This window comes from Planotetraspora mira (genome assembly GCF_016863275.1).
GTDB classification, from domain to species: Bacteria; Actinomycetota; Actinomycetes; order Streptosporangiales; family Streptosporangiaceae; genus Planotetraspora; species Planotetraspora mira.
The window spans coordinates 39,839-56,199 of record NZ_BOOO01000011.1; the positions used below are offsets into that span (position 1 = coordinate 39,839).

At 70.3% G+C, this 16,361-nt stretch carries 13 protein-coding genes; 8 read left to right on the forward strand and 5 right to left on the reverse strand.

Annotated elements, in window-relative coordinates:
* The first annotated feature begins 26 nt into the window (after positions 1–26).
* Both manA and Pmi06nite_RS11145 read left to right on the forward strand, forming a co-directional pair.
* A complete protein-coding gene (manA, locus tag Pmi06nite_RS11140) occupies positions 27–1,136 on the forward strand; it encodes a mannose-6-phosphate isomerase, class I (protein WP_203952851.1) in 1,110 nt (369 codons plus the stop codon).
* A 244-nt stretch (positions 1,137–1,380) separates the two neighbouring features.
* The gene (locus Pmi06nite_RS11145) at positions 1,381–2,436 is read left to right on the forward strand and encodes a polysaccharide deacetylase family protein (RefSeq protein WP_203952852.1); all 1,056 of its coding nucleotides are present in this window, start codon (positions 1,381–1,383) and stop codon (positions 2,434–2,436) included.
* 68 nt (positions 2,437–2,504) lie between these two features.
* Here Pmi06nite_RS11145 and Pmi06nite_RS11150 read toward each other — a convergent pair whose 3' ends face one another.
* Positions 2,505–3,185 carry a hypothetical protein gene (locus tag Pmi06nite_RS11150; protein WP_203952853.1) on the reverse strand — a complete coding sequence of 227 codons (681 nt, stop codon included), beginning with the start codon at positions 3,183–3,185 and terminating at the stop codon, positions 2,505–2,507.
* 184 nt (positions 3,186–3,369) lie between these two features.
* Here Pmi06nite_RS11150 and Pmi06nite_RS11155 point away from each other — a divergent pair, with 184 nt between their 5' ends.
* From Pmi06nite_RS11155 to Pmi06nite_RS11170, 4 genes are all read left to right on the forward strand, one after another.
* Positions 3,370–4,179, forward strand: coding sequence for a CPBP family intramembrane glutamic endopeptidase (locus Pmi06nite_RS11155; RefSeq protein WP_239113823.1), 810 nt, complete (start codon positions 3,370–3,372; stop codon positions 4,177–4,179).
* Positions 4,180–4,253: 74 nt separating this feature from the next.
* Positions 4,254–4,865 carry an MFS transporter gene (locus tag Pmi06nite_RS11160; protein ID WP_239113824.1) on the forward strand — a complete coding sequence of 204 codons (612 nt, stop codon included), beginning with the start codon at positions 4,254–4,256 and terminating at the stop codon, positions 4,863–4,865.
* 128 nt (positions 4,866–4,993) lie between these two features.
* Positions 4,994–5,728 carry a YcnI family copper-binding membrane protein gene (locus tag Pmi06nite_RS11165; RefSeq protein WP_203952855.1) on the forward strand — a complete coding sequence of 245 codons (735 nt, stop codon included), beginning with the start codon at positions 4,994–4,996 and terminating at the stop codon, positions 5,726–5,728.
* 301 nt (positions 5,729–6,029) lie between these two features.
* Entirely contained in the window at positions 6,030–8,618 is a 2,589-nt protein-coding gene (locus Pmi06nite_RS11170; protein WP_203952856.1) for a sensor histidine kinase, read from the forward strand.
* Positions 8,619–8,887: 269 nt separating this feature from the next.
* On the opposite strand, the gene Pmi06nite_RS11175 is transcribed toward Pmi06nite_RS11170, so the two are convergent.
* The 3 genes from Pmi06nite_RS11175 to Pmi06nite_RS11185 form a co-directional block, all read right to left on the reverse strand.
* Positions 8,888–9,307, reverse strand: a complete 420-nt coding sequence (locus Pmi06nite_RS11175; protein ID WP_203952857.1) for a hypothetical protein — start codon at positions 9,305–9,307, stop codon at positions 8,888–8,890.
* A 421-nt stretch (positions 9,308–9,728) separates the two neighbouring features.
* Entirely contained in the window at positions 9,729–10,442 is a 714-nt protein-coding gene (locus Pmi06nite_RS11180; RefSeq protein WP_203952858.1) for a maleylpyruvate isomerase family mycothiol-dependent enzyme, read from the reverse strand.
* A 69-nt stretch (positions 10,443–10,511) separates the two neighbouring features.
* Positions 10,512–11,531 carry a pirin family protein gene (locus tag Pmi06nite_RS11185; protein ID WP_203952859.1) on the reverse strand — a complete coding sequence of 340 codons (1,020 nt, stop codon included), beginning with the start codon at positions 11,529–11,531 and terminating at the stop codon, positions 10,512–10,514.
* 197 nt (positions 11,532–11,728) lie between these two features.
* On the opposite strand from Pmi06nite_RS11185, the gene Pmi06nite_RS11190 reads away from it, so the two are divergent.
* Positions 11,729–13,153: a dihydrolipoyl dehydrogenase family protein gene (locus tag Pmi06nite_RS11190; protein WP_203952860.1), complete on the forward strand. Its 1,425-nt coding sequence runs from the start codon at positions 11,729–11,731 to the stop codon at positions 13,151–13,153.
* Between the two features lie 93 nt (positions 13,154–13,246).
* On the opposite strand, the gene Pmi06nite_RS11195 is transcribed toward Pmi06nite_RS11190, so the two are convergent.
* A complete protein-coding gene (locus Pmi06nite_RS11195; RefSeq protein WP_203952861.1) occupies positions 13,247–13,876 on the reverse strand; it encodes a nucleoside/nucleotide kinase family protein in 630 nt (209 codons plus the stop codon).
* A 110-nt stretch (positions 13,877–13,986) separates the two neighbouring features.
* Here Pmi06nite_RS11195 and Pmi06nite_RS11200 point away from each other — a divergent pair, with 110 nt between their 5' ends.
* Positions 13,987–15,627, forward strand: coding sequence for a sensor histidine kinase (locus Pmi06nite_RS11200; protein ID WP_203952862.1), 1,641 nt, complete (start codon positions 13,987–13,989; stop codon positions 15,625–15,627).
* Positions 15,628–16,361: the final 734 nt, after the last annotated feature.

Here is a 16,361-nt window from a genome sequence, read left to right on the forward strand (position 1 = left end):
CGGCCAGTCATGAGGGACAGACGCACGTGGATCCGCTCTCCAACCCGATCAAGGACTATGCCTGGGGCTCTCGGACGGCCATCGCCGCCCTGACCGGCCGGGCGGCCACCGGCCCCGAGGCCGAGATGTGGCTGGGCGCCCACCCATCGGGCCCGTCGCGCCTGGTGCGGGACGGCTCCGAGGCGACCCTCGACCAGGTGATCGCGGCGGATCCGGAGGCCGCGCTCGGGCAGCCGGTCATCGACCGGTTCGGGCGGCGCCTGCCGTACCTGATGAAGCTGATCGCGGTCGACCAGCCGTTGTCGCTCCAGGTGCATCCCACCTCCGAGCAGGCGGCGAAGGCCTTCGCACGGGGAGACTCCAACTACTCCGACTCGTGGCACAAGCCCGAGATGATCTGCGCCTTGACGCCGTTCTCCGGTCTGGCCGGATTCCGCCCCTCCGCCCAGTCGGCGATGCTGGTCGAGCGGCTGCAGGTGGAGGCGCTGCGGCCGGTCGTGTCGCGGCTGTCGGCCGACGACGTGCTCGGCGCCCTGCGCGTGCTGCTGGAGTGGCCCACCTCCAAGCGTGAGCTGGTGGAGTCGATCGTGTGGGCGGCGGCGTCGGTCCACCAGGCCGACTACGAGCTGGTCTGCCGGCTGGCCCGGCAGTACCCGGAGGACCCCGCGGTCCTGGCGCCGCTGCTGATGCACCGGCACGAGCTGGCCCCGGGCCAGGCGCTCTATCTGGGGGCCGGAGTGCTCCACTGCTATCTCGACGGCTTCGGCGTGGAGATCATGGCCGGGTCGGACAACGTGCTCAGGGCCGGGCTCACCAGCAAGCGGATCGACGTCGAGGAACTGCTGCGGATCACCGAGGCCGGCGCCCAGCCGCTGCCGGTCGTCCAGGAGGGCGACGCCTACGTGCCGCCCGCGCCCGAGTTCCTGCTGCGCCGGATCACCCCGGGCGACGGTCACGTCCTGGAGCGGGCGGTGCCCCGGATCGTGGTGTGCACCGAGGGGACCGTAGCCGTCTCCGGGCCGGACGCCACGCAGGTGAAGCTGCACCCGGGGGAGTCGGTGTTCGTGCCCGCGTCGGACGGGCCGGTAGAGCTGTCCGGCGACGGGACCGTGTTCAGCGCCGAACCTCAGGTCTGAGCACGAGCGTCCGGGGGCGTACGTGGCACAGGGGAGGTGCGGCGGCGCGCTCGGGAGGGAGATCGCCGGCAGATAGCGGGCCATGGTTCCCAGGCCGCCGCCCAACGCGGCCTTCAAGCGTTACGGTCGGTAACGTTCGCGGAGATTCACGCTAGGTGATGTTTGTCCTACTCTCCGTGAGTCTGGCCGCGACCTCGGGTAGGAAGTCACTCATCGTCATCCGGTGCCCGTTGGAAGGGGAGCCATGGGACGCTTCAGGGCCGTCGGCGTCGGGGTAGCGTCGCTGAGCGTCGCCGCGCTGTCCGCCGCGTGCATGTCCGGGGGAGACAAGGACGCCAAGGTCGACGCGGCTCGTGCCAAGGCGAGCAACATGGCCGCCGCGGCTTCGGAGAAGAAGGCCGAGACCCAGGTCGCGGCCAAGGCGAAGGCCAACGAACTGGGCCAGATCCCCGTGATCATGTATCACCGGATCATCAAGAACCCGCCGCCAGGTGACGACCGCACTCCCGAGCAGTTCCGCGCCGAGTTGGAGCGGCTGGCGAAGGAGGACTACGTCCCCATCACCGCGGCCGAGTACGTCACCGGCAAGATCGGCATCCCCGCCGGCAAGCATCCCGTCGTGCTGACCTTCGACGACTCCTCGCCGTCGCAGCTCACCCTGGACGGCATGGGCAATCCGATGCCCGACACCGCCGTCGGCATCCTGATGGACGTGGCGAAGAAGCACCCGGGCTTCCGGCCCGTCGCCACCTTCTACGTGATCCGCGACCTGTTCGGCATGGCCAAGCCGGAGGAGCAGACGCAGGTCCTCGCGTGGCTCAAGGACCACGGGTTCGACATCGGCAACCACACCCACGACCACCTCAACCTGCTCGGCAAGCCGGAGAAGGAGGTCGAGGAGCAGATCGCGTCGGGCCAGAAGATGGTCACCTCGCTGATCAAGTTCTCGCCCGTCACGCTCGCGCTGCCGTACGGCAACCAGCCCCACAACAAGAAGTGGGCGATGAAGGGATCCGCGGCGGGCACGAGCTACGACTTCCGCGGCGTGTTCCTGGCCGGCTACACCCCGGCGCCGTCTCCGTACACCAAGGACTTCGACCCGGTGGGCATCCCGCGCATCCGGTCCAAGGAGAAGGTCGGCGACTGCGTGAAGTTCTGCTCCACCGCGTGGCTGGACTGGCTGAACGCCAACGCCACCGACCGCTTCACCTCCGACGGCAACGCCAACACCGTGGCCTTCCCGAAGTTCAAGGCGCCCTTCGTGGCCGCGCCGTTCGCCGCCCAGGCCCTGCCGTACTGAGCGGGACCTGACCCGGCTGACCCGGCCCGCCCGTACGGTCCTGAGCGGCTCCGTACGGCCTGGGCGGGTCAGCCCGCGTCGCCCGCCCGGCGGCGGCCCTCCTCGAGGAACGCCGCCAGATCGCCGGCCTCGCCGAGGTCGGCCATCCTGCGGGCGGCGCCGAACGGCATGTTCCAGAAGTCACCCTCGCGAGGACGCCAGGGCCCCACGTAGGCGTAGGGCTCGCCGATCGCCGAGTCGCCGAGGGAGACGCCGTAGTTGACCTCGTCGAGGGTGATGCCGAGATCGAAGTGCTCCGGCCAGAGCACGGGGGCCATCTCCTGTCCGGAGGCGGAGGCCAGGCGGCGAAGCTCGGTGTCGCCCCTGGCGAGGCAGTGCTCGAGATGAGCCGCCGCGTCCGCGTCGACGTCGACGCTCTCGCTCGGGTCGGCGCCGGAGCCGTCGTGGTAGAGCCCCTCGGGTGCGCCGGCCGCGACGCCCGCCGCCTCCGCCAGCGCGGCGTAGGTGACGCCGTGGAGCGGAAGCACGTCTCCGGTCTCGGTCACCAGTGAATCGCCGTCGACGCGCAGGTCAGGCGTCGACACGGTGGCGAATCCCCCGGCGACGACCCGCAGCCGGATGGTGTCGCTCATCCGGTACTGGGGGCCGGCCATGATCAGCTCGGCCACGCCGTGCAACGCCCGCCTCGTCTGCGCGAGCCCGGCCGGAACGCCTGCGGAAAGGTTCGCGGATCGATCGTCGTCTCGCATTGTCTTGTCCTCCAGGCTCGTGCCGGACGGCGTCGTCGTGCGGTCCGCGGGGCTCCTGATGCCTCGGGGGCGACCGAGCACCTGAGCCCTTCTACGGCTAGCCTGCGGGCATGGACGACGACGCCTCCATCCGCCACAGGGTAGCCGCCGCGACGGAGGGCCCGGTCGTGGACGGCGCGGCCCGGTGACGGCGGCGCCCCAGTCCGGGCCCGAGCCCGGCTCCCAGGTGACGGCCGATCTGCGCGGGCTGACCCCCAGGCTCATCGGCCCGGAGATCATCGCCGTCTTCTCCGTGTCACTCGGCGCCAGCGCCCTCTTCGCGCTGATCCGTCTGATCGGCGCGCTGACCGCGCCGAAGTCGCTCAGCGGGCAGCAGGCCGTGCTGGTCGGGTCGCTCGCGCCCGGCAGGCCCTGGCTGGACCTCACCCTTCAGGTGGCCGGGGTCGCCGTGAACGTGGCACCGGTTGGGCTGGTCGCCTACCTGCTGGCCCGGTCGGGTGAGTCCTTCCGGACGATCGGCGTCGACCTGCGCGAACCGGGACGGGACCTGCTCAGGGGCGCCGCGCTCGCGGCCGCCATCGGCGGCACCGGCCTGGCCTTCTACCTGGTGGCGTTCCAGTCCGGCATCAACCTGAACGTCGTTCCCGAGTCGCTGCCCCCGCAGTGGTGGCGGGTGCCGATCCTGCTCCTCGAGGCCGCCCAGAACGGTGTGCTCGAAGAGGTGCTGGTCAGCGGGTATCTCCTGCACCGGCTCGCTCAGCGCGGCTGGAACCCCTGGCGCTCGGTGATCGTCGCGTCGCTGCTCCGAGGTTCGTATCACCTCTACCAGGGCTTCGGCGGATTCATCGGAAATGTGGCGATGGGCCTGGTCTTCGGCCGGCTGTACCAGCGCTGGGGCCGTGCCATGCCGCTGGTCATCGCTCACACGCTGATCGACTCGGTGGCCTTCGTCGGGTACGGCATTCTCCGCGGCAAGGTGTCCTGGCTCCCTTGACGGGGACCTGACTGTCCGGGAACTCGCGAAGTCGGCTTGCGCCAATAGGCCGACGTGAGACCATGTGGGGCGTTATGCGCGCGCGGTTACCCCTCCGTCTCGCCCGATCGGCGTTCTTCGCCATCGTGTGCGTGATGCTGGCCGTCGTCGCGCACCGGCTTGGCGGAGGATCCGCCCCCTCGCTGAAGACGGCGCTCGCGGCCGGAGCCGTGGTGCTGGCCGTCGCGGCGGGCATGGCCGGACGCGAGCGGAGCGCCCCCACGATCAGCGTCATGCTGGTCCTCGCGCAGGCGTCCCTCCACGAACTCTTCGAACGCACGACGCCGGCCGTGGTCCCGACGCTTCCCGCCGTCCACGCGCACGGCGGCCTCGGCGTCGACCTGGGCATGATCATCGCGCACCTCACCGCCACGCTGATCACCGGTTGGTGGCTGGCACGTGGCGAGATCGCGTTGTGGTCGCTGCTGCGCCGGGCCGGCGCGCGCGCCACGGGCTCGTTGCGCGCCCTTCTCGCGGTGTTCTACCGGGACCCGGCGCCGGTGCTGCCCCGGTCCTTCCGCTTCCCGGCCACCGTCTCGCGTGTCCGTCCGCTCCGGGTGCTGCTCCACGCCGTCACCCGCCGCGGACCGCCTCGTCCCGCCGCACCGCGCATCCTCGCGCGCGCCGCCGGGACACCCACCGCCTGATCCTCGAGTGATCTTCACGTGATCTCCGTCTAGGGCTGCTCAGGGACGCCCCCGGTACGGCTCGCGCGCTGTCGCCGTTCCCGCGAACGGGTCATCGTCCTTCCCGTATTCCTGAAGTGGAGATCTCCATGGCGTTCAACGCCGCGCTTCGCCGTGCCGGTGCCGTCACCGCAGGCGCCCTCGCCCTCACCATCGGCCTGGCCGTCCCGGCCCTCGCCCACGTCACGATCAACCCCGGCACCGCCGTGAAGGGCAGCTGGACCAAGGTCGCGTTCCGGGTGCCGAACGAACGCGACAACGCGTCCACCACCAAGGTGGAGGTCGACTTCCCGACCGACCACCCGCTGCCCTTCGTCTCGGTCCGGCCGATCCCCGGGTGGGACGTCAAGGTGACCCAGGGCAAGCTCCCCAAGCCGGTCGTCGACGACGACGGGAACACGGTCACCGAGTCGGTCCTGAAGATCACCTGGAGCGGCGGGAAGATCGACGCCGGTCAGTTCCAGGAGTTCGAGGTCTCGGTCGGCCCGCTGCCCAAGACCGTCGACGAGCTGGACTTCCCGGCCACGCAGACCTACTCCAACGGCGAGGTCGTGAAGTGGGCCGACGAGCCCAAGGCCGACGGCTCCGAGGCCGAGCACCCGGTTCCCGCGCTCAAGCTGGTCGCCGGGACCGATGACGACGCCCACGGAGCGGCTCCGTCCGCGACGCCCACGGCCACGGTGCTCGGCGAAGCCGGGCACGCCTCCGCGGCGTCGGGCACGGACGCGGACTCCACCGCCCGGGCGATCGGAGCCGTCGGCATCGCCGTCGGTCTCATCGGCACCGCAGTGGGAGTCCTCGGCCTGCGCCGCTCGCGTAGCTGACCTCTCCGCTTGGCCGGTCCCAGGCTTGTACGGCCGGGGCCGGCCAAGCGTGTCCACAGGCCAGGTGAGCGGCCACGAGTGGGACGATTCGTAAGAAACCCGTCAAAATCGTGCCCAGTGGCGTATGTGGGGCGTCAATATCGCCGAGCCGGGACGCGTTCCGCGATTTGCTGGCGCGAGGCGGCTCGTCGGGGCTCGCCCGGCCGGCCGTACCTTGGGATTGGCCGGGGGGATTCATGGGCGGGCCCACGGTCGGAATTTCGAGCCCGATCTCGCCCTCTACAGGCTCGGGAGGGTCTGGATGCCACGCGGGCGACTGCGGATCTACCTGGGGGCGGCTCCAGGCGTCGGCAAGACGTTCGCCATGCTGGGCGAAGGCCGCCGGGCGATGTTGCGCGGCCGCGACGTGGTCGTCGGCTTCGTCGAGACCCATGACCGCCCGCACACGGCCGAACTCCTCCAGGGGATGGAGATCATCCCGCGCCGGACCGTCCTGTATCGGGGGACGTCCTTCACCGAGCTCGACGTGGACGCGGTCATCGAGCGGCGTCCCAAGGTGGCGCTGCTCGACGAACTGGCGCACACGAACGTCCCCGGCTCCCGCAACGCCAAGCGGTGGGAGGACATCGAGGAGATCCTCGAGGCGGGCATCGACGTCGTCTCGACGGTGAACATCCAGCACCTGGAGTCGGTCAACGACGTCGCCAGGCAGATCACCGGGGTCCCGCAGCGGGAGACCGTGCCGGACGAGGTGGTGCGGCGCGCCGACCAGGTCGAGCTGGTGGACATGTCGCCGGAGGCGTTACGCCGCCGGATGGCGCACGGCAACGTCTACCTTCCAGAGAAGGTCGACGCGGCGCTGTCGAACTACTTCCGGGTGGGCAACCTGACGGCCTTGCGCGAGCTGGCGCTGCTGTGGGTCGCGGGGAAGGTCGACGACCAGCTCGACCGCTACCGGGCCGAGCACGGGATCGCGGGCACGTGGGAGACACGTGAGCGGGTGGTGGTCGCCCTGACCGGAGGCCCCGAGGGTGACACCCTGATCAGGCGGGCGGCGCGGATCGCGGCCAGGACCAAGGGCGCCGATCTGCTCGCGGTGCACGTCACCCAGGCCGACGGACTGAGCGGCACCGACCCCGTCGGCCTCACCACGCAGCGCACGCTCGTGGAGAGCCTGGGCGGGACCTATCACCAGGTCGTCGGAAGCGACGTTCCGCGCGCGCTGCTCGATTTCGCCCGGGGAGTCAACGCCACCCAGCTCGTGCTGGGGGTCTCCCGGCGCGGCCGCCTGGCCCAGTTGGTCTCACGGGGTGTCGGCTTCACCGTGACCACGCTGTCCGGCGCCATCGACGTGCACATGATCACGCACGACGAGGTCAGCAAGGGACGGCGTCCCGCGCCTTCCCGGGCCTCGTTGACCAGGAACCGGAGGCTGGCCGGCTGGGCGCTCTCCCTGCTGGGCGTGCCCGCCCTGACGGCGGCGCTGCTCCCGCTGCGCGGCGAGCTGACCCTGCCGAGCCAGATCCTGCTCTTCCTGGTGGCCGTCGTCGGGGTGGCCCTCGTGGGCGGCATGTGGCCGGCCGTGACGGCGGCCGTCGGCGGATTCCTCCTGCTCAACTGGTATTTCACCCCGCCCGTTCACACCTGGACGATCGCCAATCCGGAGAACCTGCTGGCCCTGATCGTGTTCGTGCTCGTGGCGGGTTCGGTGAGCTGGATCGTCGACCTCGCGGCCCGCCGTACCCGCGAGGCCGCCCGGGCGGGGGCCGACGCCGAGGTCCTCTCGGCGCTCGCCGGGCACGTGCTGCGTGGTGAGGCCGCGCTGCCGTCGCTGCTCGCACGGCTGCGGGAGATCTTCGGCCTCGCCTCGGTCACGTTGCTCGAACGGCGGCCCGACGTGGAGCCCAGCGTCGGCGACAAGTCCGAGCCGAAGGCGTGGCGGATCGTCGCCACCACCGGTGGGGTGCCCTGCACGTGTCCGGGGATCGCCGACACCGAGATGTCGATCGCGGACGATCTCGTGCTGGCGCTGCGCGGGCGGCTGCTCGACGCCTCCGACCGCAGAGTGGTGGAGGCCTTCGCCGCCGAGGCCGCCGTCGTCCTGCGACAGGAACGGCTGGAGCGGGAGGCCGAGCAGGTCAGGCCCCTCGCGGAGGCGGACAGGATGCGCACGGCGCTGCTCGCCGCCGTCAGTCACGACCTCAGGACGCCGCTGGCCTCGGCCAAGGCCGCTGTGGAGAGCCTGCGCAGCACGGACATCGAATGGTCGTTGGAGGACCGTGCCGAGCTGCTCGCCACGGCCGACGAGTCCCTGGTCAAGCTCAACCGGCTCGTGGTGAACCTGCTCGACATGAGCCGCCTCCAGGCCGGAGTGCTCGGGGTCTCCGCGGAGTTGGTGGCGCTCGAGGAGGTCGTCCCCCGGGCCGTCGACGATCTCGGTCATCTGAGCGACCGGGTCCGGGCCGAGATCTCGCCGGACTTCCCGGAAGTGATCGCCGACCCGGCCCTGCTCGAGCGGATCCTCGTCAACGTCATGTCCAACGCGGTCCGCTACAGCCCGGAGGGCGATCGGACGCTGGTCACCGCGAGCTGGTACGGCGACCAGGTCCAGGTCCGGGTCATCGATCGGGGGCCCGGTATCCCGCCCGAGGACCACGATCGGGTGTTCATGCCGTTCCAGCGGCTCGGCGACCGAGACAACCACACCGGCGTCGGGCTCGGGCTGGCGTTGTCACGTGGTCTGGCGGAGGCCATGGGCGGGACCCTCGTGCCCGAGGAGACGCCCGGGGGCGGCACCACGATGACCCTCACACTGCCGATCTGGTCGGGGGCGAAAGCCGTACAGAGGGCGAAGGCAGTCGAGAGCGCGCCCGTGATCGACGAGAGCTGACGACGACGGCGAGAGAATGTCGCCGAGTTATCACGAAATATGGGATTTGCCGCTTAGGTTTCGGGATAAATCATCTGCAGGGTGCTAAATGAATGGGTCTGGCGCGCCTGATTGCGATTGTGGCCGATCTCGGTGCATGGTTGACGTGACGCCGCCAATCGCCTGCACGATTGGATGAGCGACACGTCCGGATCCCCCCGGCAAACCGCCTCCACGGGCTGACTTGCGTGGGGATTCCACATGAGGCATTTATCAGTGCGCATGACATGTCAACAGGAGTTCATACTCAGAGTCATGGACCCTGTCTTACCGGGTGTGAATGCCGCACCCGCCATTTCCGCTCCGGCGCTGCGCCGGGCTACCGGTCCGTCGAGGAGATCGTGGCCGGACGACCGTCGCAGGCGGCCCGCCGCACATCGGCGAGCCCGGCGTCCATCCGTACGGCCCGGCGCTGCCCGGCCGGCGGCACAGGGCACCCGTCCGGTGTCCAGGGCCGCGTCGATCCGCTTCCGCGGCGCCCGGCCCGGCGGTGAGCGGGAGATCATCTCCGCGGCGCCCTCAGTCCTGGCGATCCCGTCCATGTCGTCGATCTCGTCGATGTCTTCGATGTCGGCCGAGTCGGCCATGACCCCGGTGACCTCCGTGGCGTCGGTGACGGCCATGCAGTCGATGCAGTCGATGCAGTCCATGCAGTCCCCGCAGTCGATGCAGTCCGTGCTCGCTGTGGCGGCGGTCCTGCTGTTGCCGTTGGCTTGGCTGCTGATCCTGCAGCGGTCCTCGCGACGGCCTCCGCCGCGACACCTGTCCCTGCGCCGGCCACCGCACTGGCCTCCGCATCGGCCGGTGCCCGCGTGGCCGCAGCGGGAGTCACGCCGATCTCAGCGGGCCCCCCTGGGGGCCGCGGCGCGGGGATCGGCTCGACCGGCGGGGGCCGACGGCGGCGTGAATACCGTCGAGTGCTCTCTGGCGGCCTTATTACCTGGGTCTCCGCGTCCGGAAGCCGGAATTCCGGCATCGGTGCACCGCATCCCCGGCTCTTCCGCAGCCGGCGCGGGCGCGGAGACCTTCTCCACCCTGCTCGCCCGGAACGCGTTCTGAACCGCGCGCAGATCATGCGAGGCAGCGGAGCGCGCTCCGTACCCGCGGATCGAGCGGATGGTCGTCCGGCAGCCTGCCCACGGTCGCCTCGACGAACTCCTCCGGCTCCATCCGGGTGCTCATGTTGTCGATCCGCACCGACACCCGCCCCGGCCCGGCTTCGACGTGAGCGCCGGATCCGACCTCGTCGAGCACGAACTGGCCGACCCGTGTCCGCCAGTCCAGCCGGGGCCCGGCCTCCTCGCCGGTCACGGGTGCGCCGACGTCGTCGGCATGCGTCGCGTACTCCGAGGCGTAGTGGAAGGCCTGCAGACCAGCCGGGTAGGGGCCGACGGAGGTCGCGATCATGGTGTCGCGGCCGAGGGCCCGCATCCGGCGGCGGGTCTCACCGTTCTTGGTGCGCCACTCCTGCACCACCTCCGCCACCGGCACCCCCTGGCGCCGCCGTACACACCACTCGTTGAAGACATCGAAGCCCCGGCCCACCCGCTCTCTGCCGAGCATCTCGAAGAATCCGGCGATGTCTCCGTCGAGACAGGCGTGGTTGTAGAGCTCCTCGCCCGCGAGGTGGCCGAGGACGTCACGGACGGTCCATCCCGCACACCGCGACGGCCGGTCCCAGCCCTGCTCGTCGAGTGACGAGAAGAAGCGGTCCAGCCGTCGCGCCTCGTCGTCGAAGATCCCGAACGGGTCGAGATCCGCCAGCTGATCCGATTCTGTGGTCATGTCCTCAGCGTTACCCGCGTACGGCGCGGTCTCACCGGAGCGGAAGGTCGCCCTTGCCGTGCGGCCCGGTCACCTGTGCCGGCCACGCGGTTTCATCGGCGTCACGGGCAGGGTGGGGGCGGGCAGCGGGGACCCGTCGAACCCGTCGACGGTGCCGAAATCCGTTCCCGTGGTCCACTCCTCGCGGTATGCGGCGATCTCCTCAGGAGTGCGGCCGACGAAGTTCCACCACATGATGATCTCTTCCTCGAACGGCTCGCCTCCGAGAAGCAGCAGCCGCCCCGGCCGGCGGGCTCGCAGCGAGAGATGGTCCCGGCCGGAGCCGAGATAGAGCAGGGGGCCGGGCTCGAGGAAGGTCTCCGCGCCGTCCCGTGCCTCCTCGGTGCCGGTGCCGGTGGCCGTGCCGGTTCCGGTTTCGGTTTCGGTTTCGGTGACGACGTCGAAGGCGCCGGTCAGCGCCAGCACCGCGTGCTCGAAGTCCGGGCGCAGTGGAATCCGGATCTCGGCGCCGCCGTCCAGGCTGATCTCGGCTCCGACCAGAGGGGTGTAGGTCTGCGCGGGGGACGTCGCACCGTCCAGCTCCCCCATGAGGACCGTCACGTTCGCGTCCGCGCCGCCCAGCACGGGAAGGGCCTGATGGTGCTCGAAGTGCGGGGCGACATTCCGCTGGGACTCGGGAAGGGCGACCCACAGCTGCACCCCGTGCAGGACGGTCTCGCGCAGCGACTCCTCCGAGTGGGAGATCGCCCGGCCCGCCGTCATGAGGTTGAGCTGGCCGGGCTTGATGAGCTGCTCGCTCCCGACGCTGTCCCGATGCAGGATCTCGCCCTGGACCAGCCAGCTGACGGTCTGCAGCCCGGTGTGCGGATGCGGGGGAACGCTCATGAGGTGTGTCGCCGGGCCGTAGTAGTCGATGAAGCACCAGGCCCCGACCATCCGGCGGTCTCGGTTCGGCAGGGTCCTGGTCACCTTCATCCCCCGGGTGCCGCCGAGCACGACGTCGCGTCCGGCGAGGAGCTCCGCGACGGGCCCCTCCGCCTCCGTCCCGGCGCAAATCGTCTCCTGCGGGTCCCGTTCCAGGTTGCTCATGCCCAAAAATGTACGGCCTTGACGTGGTCGTTGCCGGACGAGGTGGGGCCCGGCCCTGGTCGCTCATGGACACGCCCCGATAGATCGGGGGATGTGGGACGGCTCGGACACCGGGTAGCGCCAGACTGGCAACATACGGCACGACTGTGACAAGACCTGTGACATGACCTGTGAACGCCTAGGAGTGGAGGGCGACCATGCCTGATGTCTTCGATGTGATCGTGATCGGTGCGGGCCCGGCGGGAGAGGTCGCGGCGGGACGGATCGCGGCCGCCGGCCTGAGCGCCGCGGTGATCGAGAAGGAGTTGGCGGGTGGGGAGTGCTCGTATTGGGCGTGCATTCCCAGCAAGGCCCTGCTGCGCCCGCTGGACCTCGCGGGAGAGGTCGCGAGGGTTCCCGGGCTCACGCTGGGCGGTCTCGTCGTCGACGACGTGCTGGCCAGGCGTGACGAGATGGTCTCCAACTTCGACGACAGCGGTCAGGTCCAGTGGATCGAATCGGCGGGGGTGGCGTTCTTCCGTGGAAAGGGCCGCCTGAAGGGGCCTCGCGAGGTGGAGGTCCTCTCGGGTGAGGGATCCTCCTCGTCGTCCTCTCTGACGCTGACCGCCCGCCACGCGGTGGTGGTGGCCACCGGCAGCAGCCCGGTGATCCCGCCGATCCCCGGGCTGGCCGAGGCGCGGCCGTGGACCAACCGGGAGGCCACCGGGGTGCGTGCCGTACCGCAGCGACTGCTGGTCATCGGCGGCGGCGTGGTGGGCTGCGAGATGGCCCAGGCGCTGCACGGGCTGGGAGCGAAGGAGACCACCCTCGTGGTCCGTGGCGGCGCTCTCCTGGAGCGGGTGGAGCCCTACGCCGGGGAGGCGGTGGCTCGCTCTTTGACCGAGCAGGGAGTCCGGGTCCTCATGCGGGAGACCGTGGAGCGGGTGGAGCGGCCGGTTCCCGGAGGAGAGATCACCGTGCACCTGGGAGGCGGCGAGATCCTGCGGGTGGACGAGATCCTCGTGGCCACCGGGCGCCGCGCCGTCACGGCGGACATCGGGCTGTCCACGGTCGGCCTGGACGATCACCAGCCGGTACGCGTGGACGACAGCATGCGGGCCACGGGCGTCGAGGACGGCTGGCTGTACGCGGTCGGCGATGTGAACGGCATCAGCCTGCTCACCCACATGGGGAAATATCAGGCAAGGGTGTGTTCCGATGTGATCGTCGCCCGGGCCAAGGGGACCGCGGACGATCTCCCCGGCATGCGCGACCTGGCCGACCCGATCGGCTCGCCTCAGGTGATCTTCACTGACCCGCAGGTGTGCGCGGTGGGCCGGACCGAGGCTCAGGCACGGTCCGAGGGGTTCGACGTCCGGGTGGTCGAATACGAGATGGGCGACGTGGCGGGCGGCTCCCTGATGGGCGAGGGCTACCGCGGGCGGGCCAAGGCCGTGGTGGACGAGCGCCGCCGTGCGCTGCTCGGTGTGACGTTCGTGGCTCCCGCGGCGTCCGATCTGCTGCACGGGGCGACGATCGCCGTCACCGCCGGGGTGTCCCTGGACGACCTCTGGCACGCGGTCCCCGCGTTCCCCACGGTGAGCGAGGTGTGGCTGCGCCTGCTGGAGGCGTACGGCATGTGACCGCCTCGCGGACCGTGCGCGCTGTCCGTCTCACTCTCGGGTGATCACGGCGTACGGGTCATCCTTGGGTGGTCACGGGCGTACGGGTCCGTCTCATCCCTGGGTGATCACGGCGGGATGGCGCGGATCTTCCATGCGGATCACCACGTCGGCCGTCCGGGAGGGCTCGATCTCCCGCTCGTACCGGTCGTAGGCGGGTAACGTCCACTGTTCCTCCGCCGCGGTGCGTCGGAGTAGGGCGGCCGGCGACAGCGACAGGTGCACGGTCAGGTCGAACGGCAGCCCGTGGGCGAGCAGGAGCGGGCCGTCCACGAGCGTGACGCCGCCGGGCGGCAGCGTCACGTAGGCGGCGCGGGTGGCCCGGTCCCTGGCGCTGTCCCACAGCGCGGGAAGGACCTTGCCCGTACGGCCGGGCTCGAGCGGGCCGAGGACCTCCCGTGTCAGCCCGGCGGTGTCCAGCCATTCGGCGTAGAACACGTCGGGATCCGTACGGCCGAACTCGAACCGGAGTGAGGCGGGGCGCAGGAAGTCGGCGGCCGACACACGCAGGACCTCGCGCCCGCGGACGCGTAGAGGTGTGACGAGTTCGTCGGCCAGCCCTTGCGGACGGGTGGGAGGTGCGCCGTCGACGGCGACCCGCACCCACGAGTCGCGAGGCGCGGACGCGATGCGGTCGGCGAGTTCCTCCACAAGGAGCGACGGAGAGACCGGGCGGGCGCGCACAGGTCCATCATCCCGGTCCACGCGGGGAGCGCGGTCGTGGGCGAGCGCGCGGTGCCGCCATTACCCCCTTGGGATGGGCGCTGACCTGCGCAGGTGGGACAATTCACGATATGGGCGAGAGAGAGCGTCGCCCGATGCGGCTGGGCGAGCCGGAGCTGGAGCCGGGGCCGCAGGCGCGGCGCGACATCGTGCCGGCCTCCCGCGACCGCGTGAACGCGTTGCTGGAGGCTCTCCTCGCCGTCGGCGGCGATCTCGATCCCGAGACGGTGACGTTCCGGATCGTGCGGACGGCCACCTCCCTGGTCGGCGCCCGCTTCGGAGCTTTGAGCATGGTCGACGGCGCACCGTCGCGGTGGATCCCGGCGGAAGGCTGCGATGTCGCCGATGTCGCTGACGTCGCCGGCCTCGAACCACCGCGCGTTCTCCCTGCGGACCACCGGCCGGTACGGCTCGCGCGCAACGGTTCCGCCAGGGCGTTCCTGGGTGTTCCCGTGTGCGTCCGAGGCCAGGTCGTCGGCCGTCTCTGTCTCGTCGAGAAGCAGGGCGGCGGCGACTTCGACGCGCAGGACGAGGCCATGGTCATGACGTTGGCCGGCGCGGCCGGTGTGGCGATCGAGAACGCCCGGCTGTACGAGGAGAGCAGGCGCAGAGAGCTCTGGCTGGAGGCGTCCTCGCAGGTCACGACCGATCTGCTGTGCGGAGTCTCCTCGCATGACGTGCTGGCCGTCATGGCGCGCAGGGCCAGGGAGATGACGGGCGGAGACGTCTCGGCCGTCCTGCTGCCGGGGGAGGACCGCACGATGTTGCGGGTCGTCATCGCCGACGGCGTGGCGGCCGTACACATCTCGCAGGCGGAGATCCCGGTCGAAGGGTCACTCGGCGGACGGGCGTTCACGCTTGGCAGGCCCGTCATGGTCGCCGACTACGCCGAGGCGGGCATGCCGGCCGTGGTCATGGGGCGGATGCCCTCCGGGCCGGTCGTCGCGGTTCCGATCGGTACGGCCGAAGCCGTCCGTGGCGTTCTCTCCGTGTGCAAACGGGCCGGCGGCACCTCGTTCACCAGGGCGGAGTCACGGATGTTGCACGCCTTCGCCGGGCAGGCGGCGATCGCGCTTGAGCTTGCGGAGTCCCGGCGGGACGCGGAGCGGCTGAGGCTGCTCGAGGACCGCGACCGGATCGCCAAGGACCTTCATGATGTGGTCATCCAGCGCCTGTTCGCCGTCGCCATGATGCTGACGAGCACCGTGCGGATGATGGAGCGGCCCGAGGGGGCCGGCCGTCTCCGCCACGCCATCGACGAACTGGACGAGACCATCCGGCACATCCGCTCGACCGTATTCGCCCTGCAGTCGCCGCGCGAATACGGGGAGATCGGTCTCCGATCGCAGATCGTCGGTCTCGTGGACGACGCCGGGACACGACTCGGCTTCATGCCGGGCCTCCGGATGGACGGTCAACTGGACAACCAGGTGCCCGAGGAGCTGGCCGAGCAGGCGGCGGCGGTGCTGCGAGAAGCCCTGTCCAACATCGTCCGCCATGCCAAGGCCTGCCGCGCCGACGTCCGCGTCGAGGTGGCGGACGGCCGGCTCACCCTGGTCGTACGGGACAACGGGGTCGGGCTGCCCGAAGTCGGCAGGCGCAGCGGTCTGCGCAACCTCGAGGAACGTGCTGTACGGCTAGGCGGTCGCTTCGAGGCCGTGTCTCCGGAGCAGGGCGGCACGTGCCTGACGTGGAGCGTCCCTCTCACCTAGCTGTGCGGGAGCGCCCTCACCCAGCTTCGCTTGGCACGGCCGTCTAGCGACACGGGTCTATTGGCATGGGGTCTATTGATACGGCGTTCGTTGGCACCGGCCGTCGATTGGCATGGGCGTCGCTTGGCATGGGCGTCGCTTGGCACGGGGTCTATTGATGTGGCGGGAGCCCTCTAGTGACGCGGGCCGGGGCCCCATTGAATTACGTGCCGATAATTGGCTGGATTTGTCCGCTCTATTGGCCGCCTCTAGTGGAATCCGACAACGGTGTGCCGTTGATGTCCGGATATCTAACGACGGTCTTGCCTGAGAAATTGTCGCTAATGGCAATGGCCGGATCGCCCGATCCTGTGAAATTATTCAAACAGATTTTCGATTAGGGGGAGGGTGTCATGTCGGGTTCGCGTGTGCGGGGTCCTTCCTCTGGGTCAGGGGGAATGCCGTGTGGGCCGGAGTGGTGGGCCGAGGTGGCTGCGCGGGCGAGGTCGTGGTCGTCGGATGGCACGTCGGCGTTGAAGGTGTCGGAGTGTCCCGAGGAAGCCTCGGCTGAGGATGCGTGCCCCGAGGATGCATTTCCGGGGGTCGCGAGTGAGGGGGCCTGTCCTGAGAGTGCCCGTCCTGAGGAGTCGGAGGGCGGGCGTGCCGGCGGTTCTGATCGGTCGTCGGGGGCGGCCGCGCCTGATGGTTGTTCGTCGTCTGATGAGCCGGGGGTGTCGTCGTGGGGGTTGGTGGCT

Excerpts from the sequence above, each read along its gene's own strand:
- Pmi06nite_RS11185 (WP_203952859.1), bottom strand. The coding sequence starts at position 11,531 with ATGAGCAACCTGGAACGGGACCCGCAGGAGACGATTTGCGCCGGGACG.
- Pmi06nite_RS11165 (WP_203952855.1), top strand. The coding sequence starts at position 4,994 with ATGGCGTTCAACGCCGCGCTTCGCCGTGCCGGTGCCGTCACCGCAGGC.
- Pmi06nite_RS11175 (WP_203952857.1), bottom strand. The coding sequence starts at position 9,307 with ATGGACTGCATCGACTGCATCGACTGCATGGCCGTCACCGACGCCACG.
- Pmi06nite_RS11145 (WP_203952852.1), top strand. The coding sequence starts at position 1,381 with ATGGGACGCTTCAGGGCCGTCGGCGTCGGGGTAGCGTCGCTGAGCGTC.
- Pmi06nite_RS11190 (WP_203952860.1), top strand. The coding sequence starts at position 11,729 with ATGCCTGATGTCTTCGATGTGATCGTGATCGGTGCGGGCCCGGCGGGA.
- Pmi06nite_RS11150 (WP_203952853.1), bottom strand. The coding sequence starts at position 3,185 with ATGCGAGACGACGATCGATCCGCGAACCTTTCCGCAGGCGTTCCGGCC.
- Pmi06nite_RS11200 (WP_203952862.1), top strand. The coding sequence starts at position 13,987 with ATGGGCGAGAGAGAGCGTCGCCCGATGCGGCTGGGCGAGCCGGAGCTG.
- Pmi06nite_RS11160 (WP_239113824.1), top strand. The coding sequence starts at position 4,254 with ATGCGCGCGCGGTTACCCCTCCGTCTCGCCCGATCGGCGTTCTTCGCC.
- Pmi06nite_RS11180 (WP_203952858.1), bottom strand. The coding sequence starts at position 10,442 with ATGACCACAGAATCGGATCAGCTGGCGGATCTCGACCCGTTCGGGATC.
- Pmi06nite_RS11170 (WP_203952856.1), top strand. The coding sequence starts at position 6,030 with ATGCCACGCGGGCGACTGCGGATCTACCTGGGGGCGGCTCCAGGCGTC.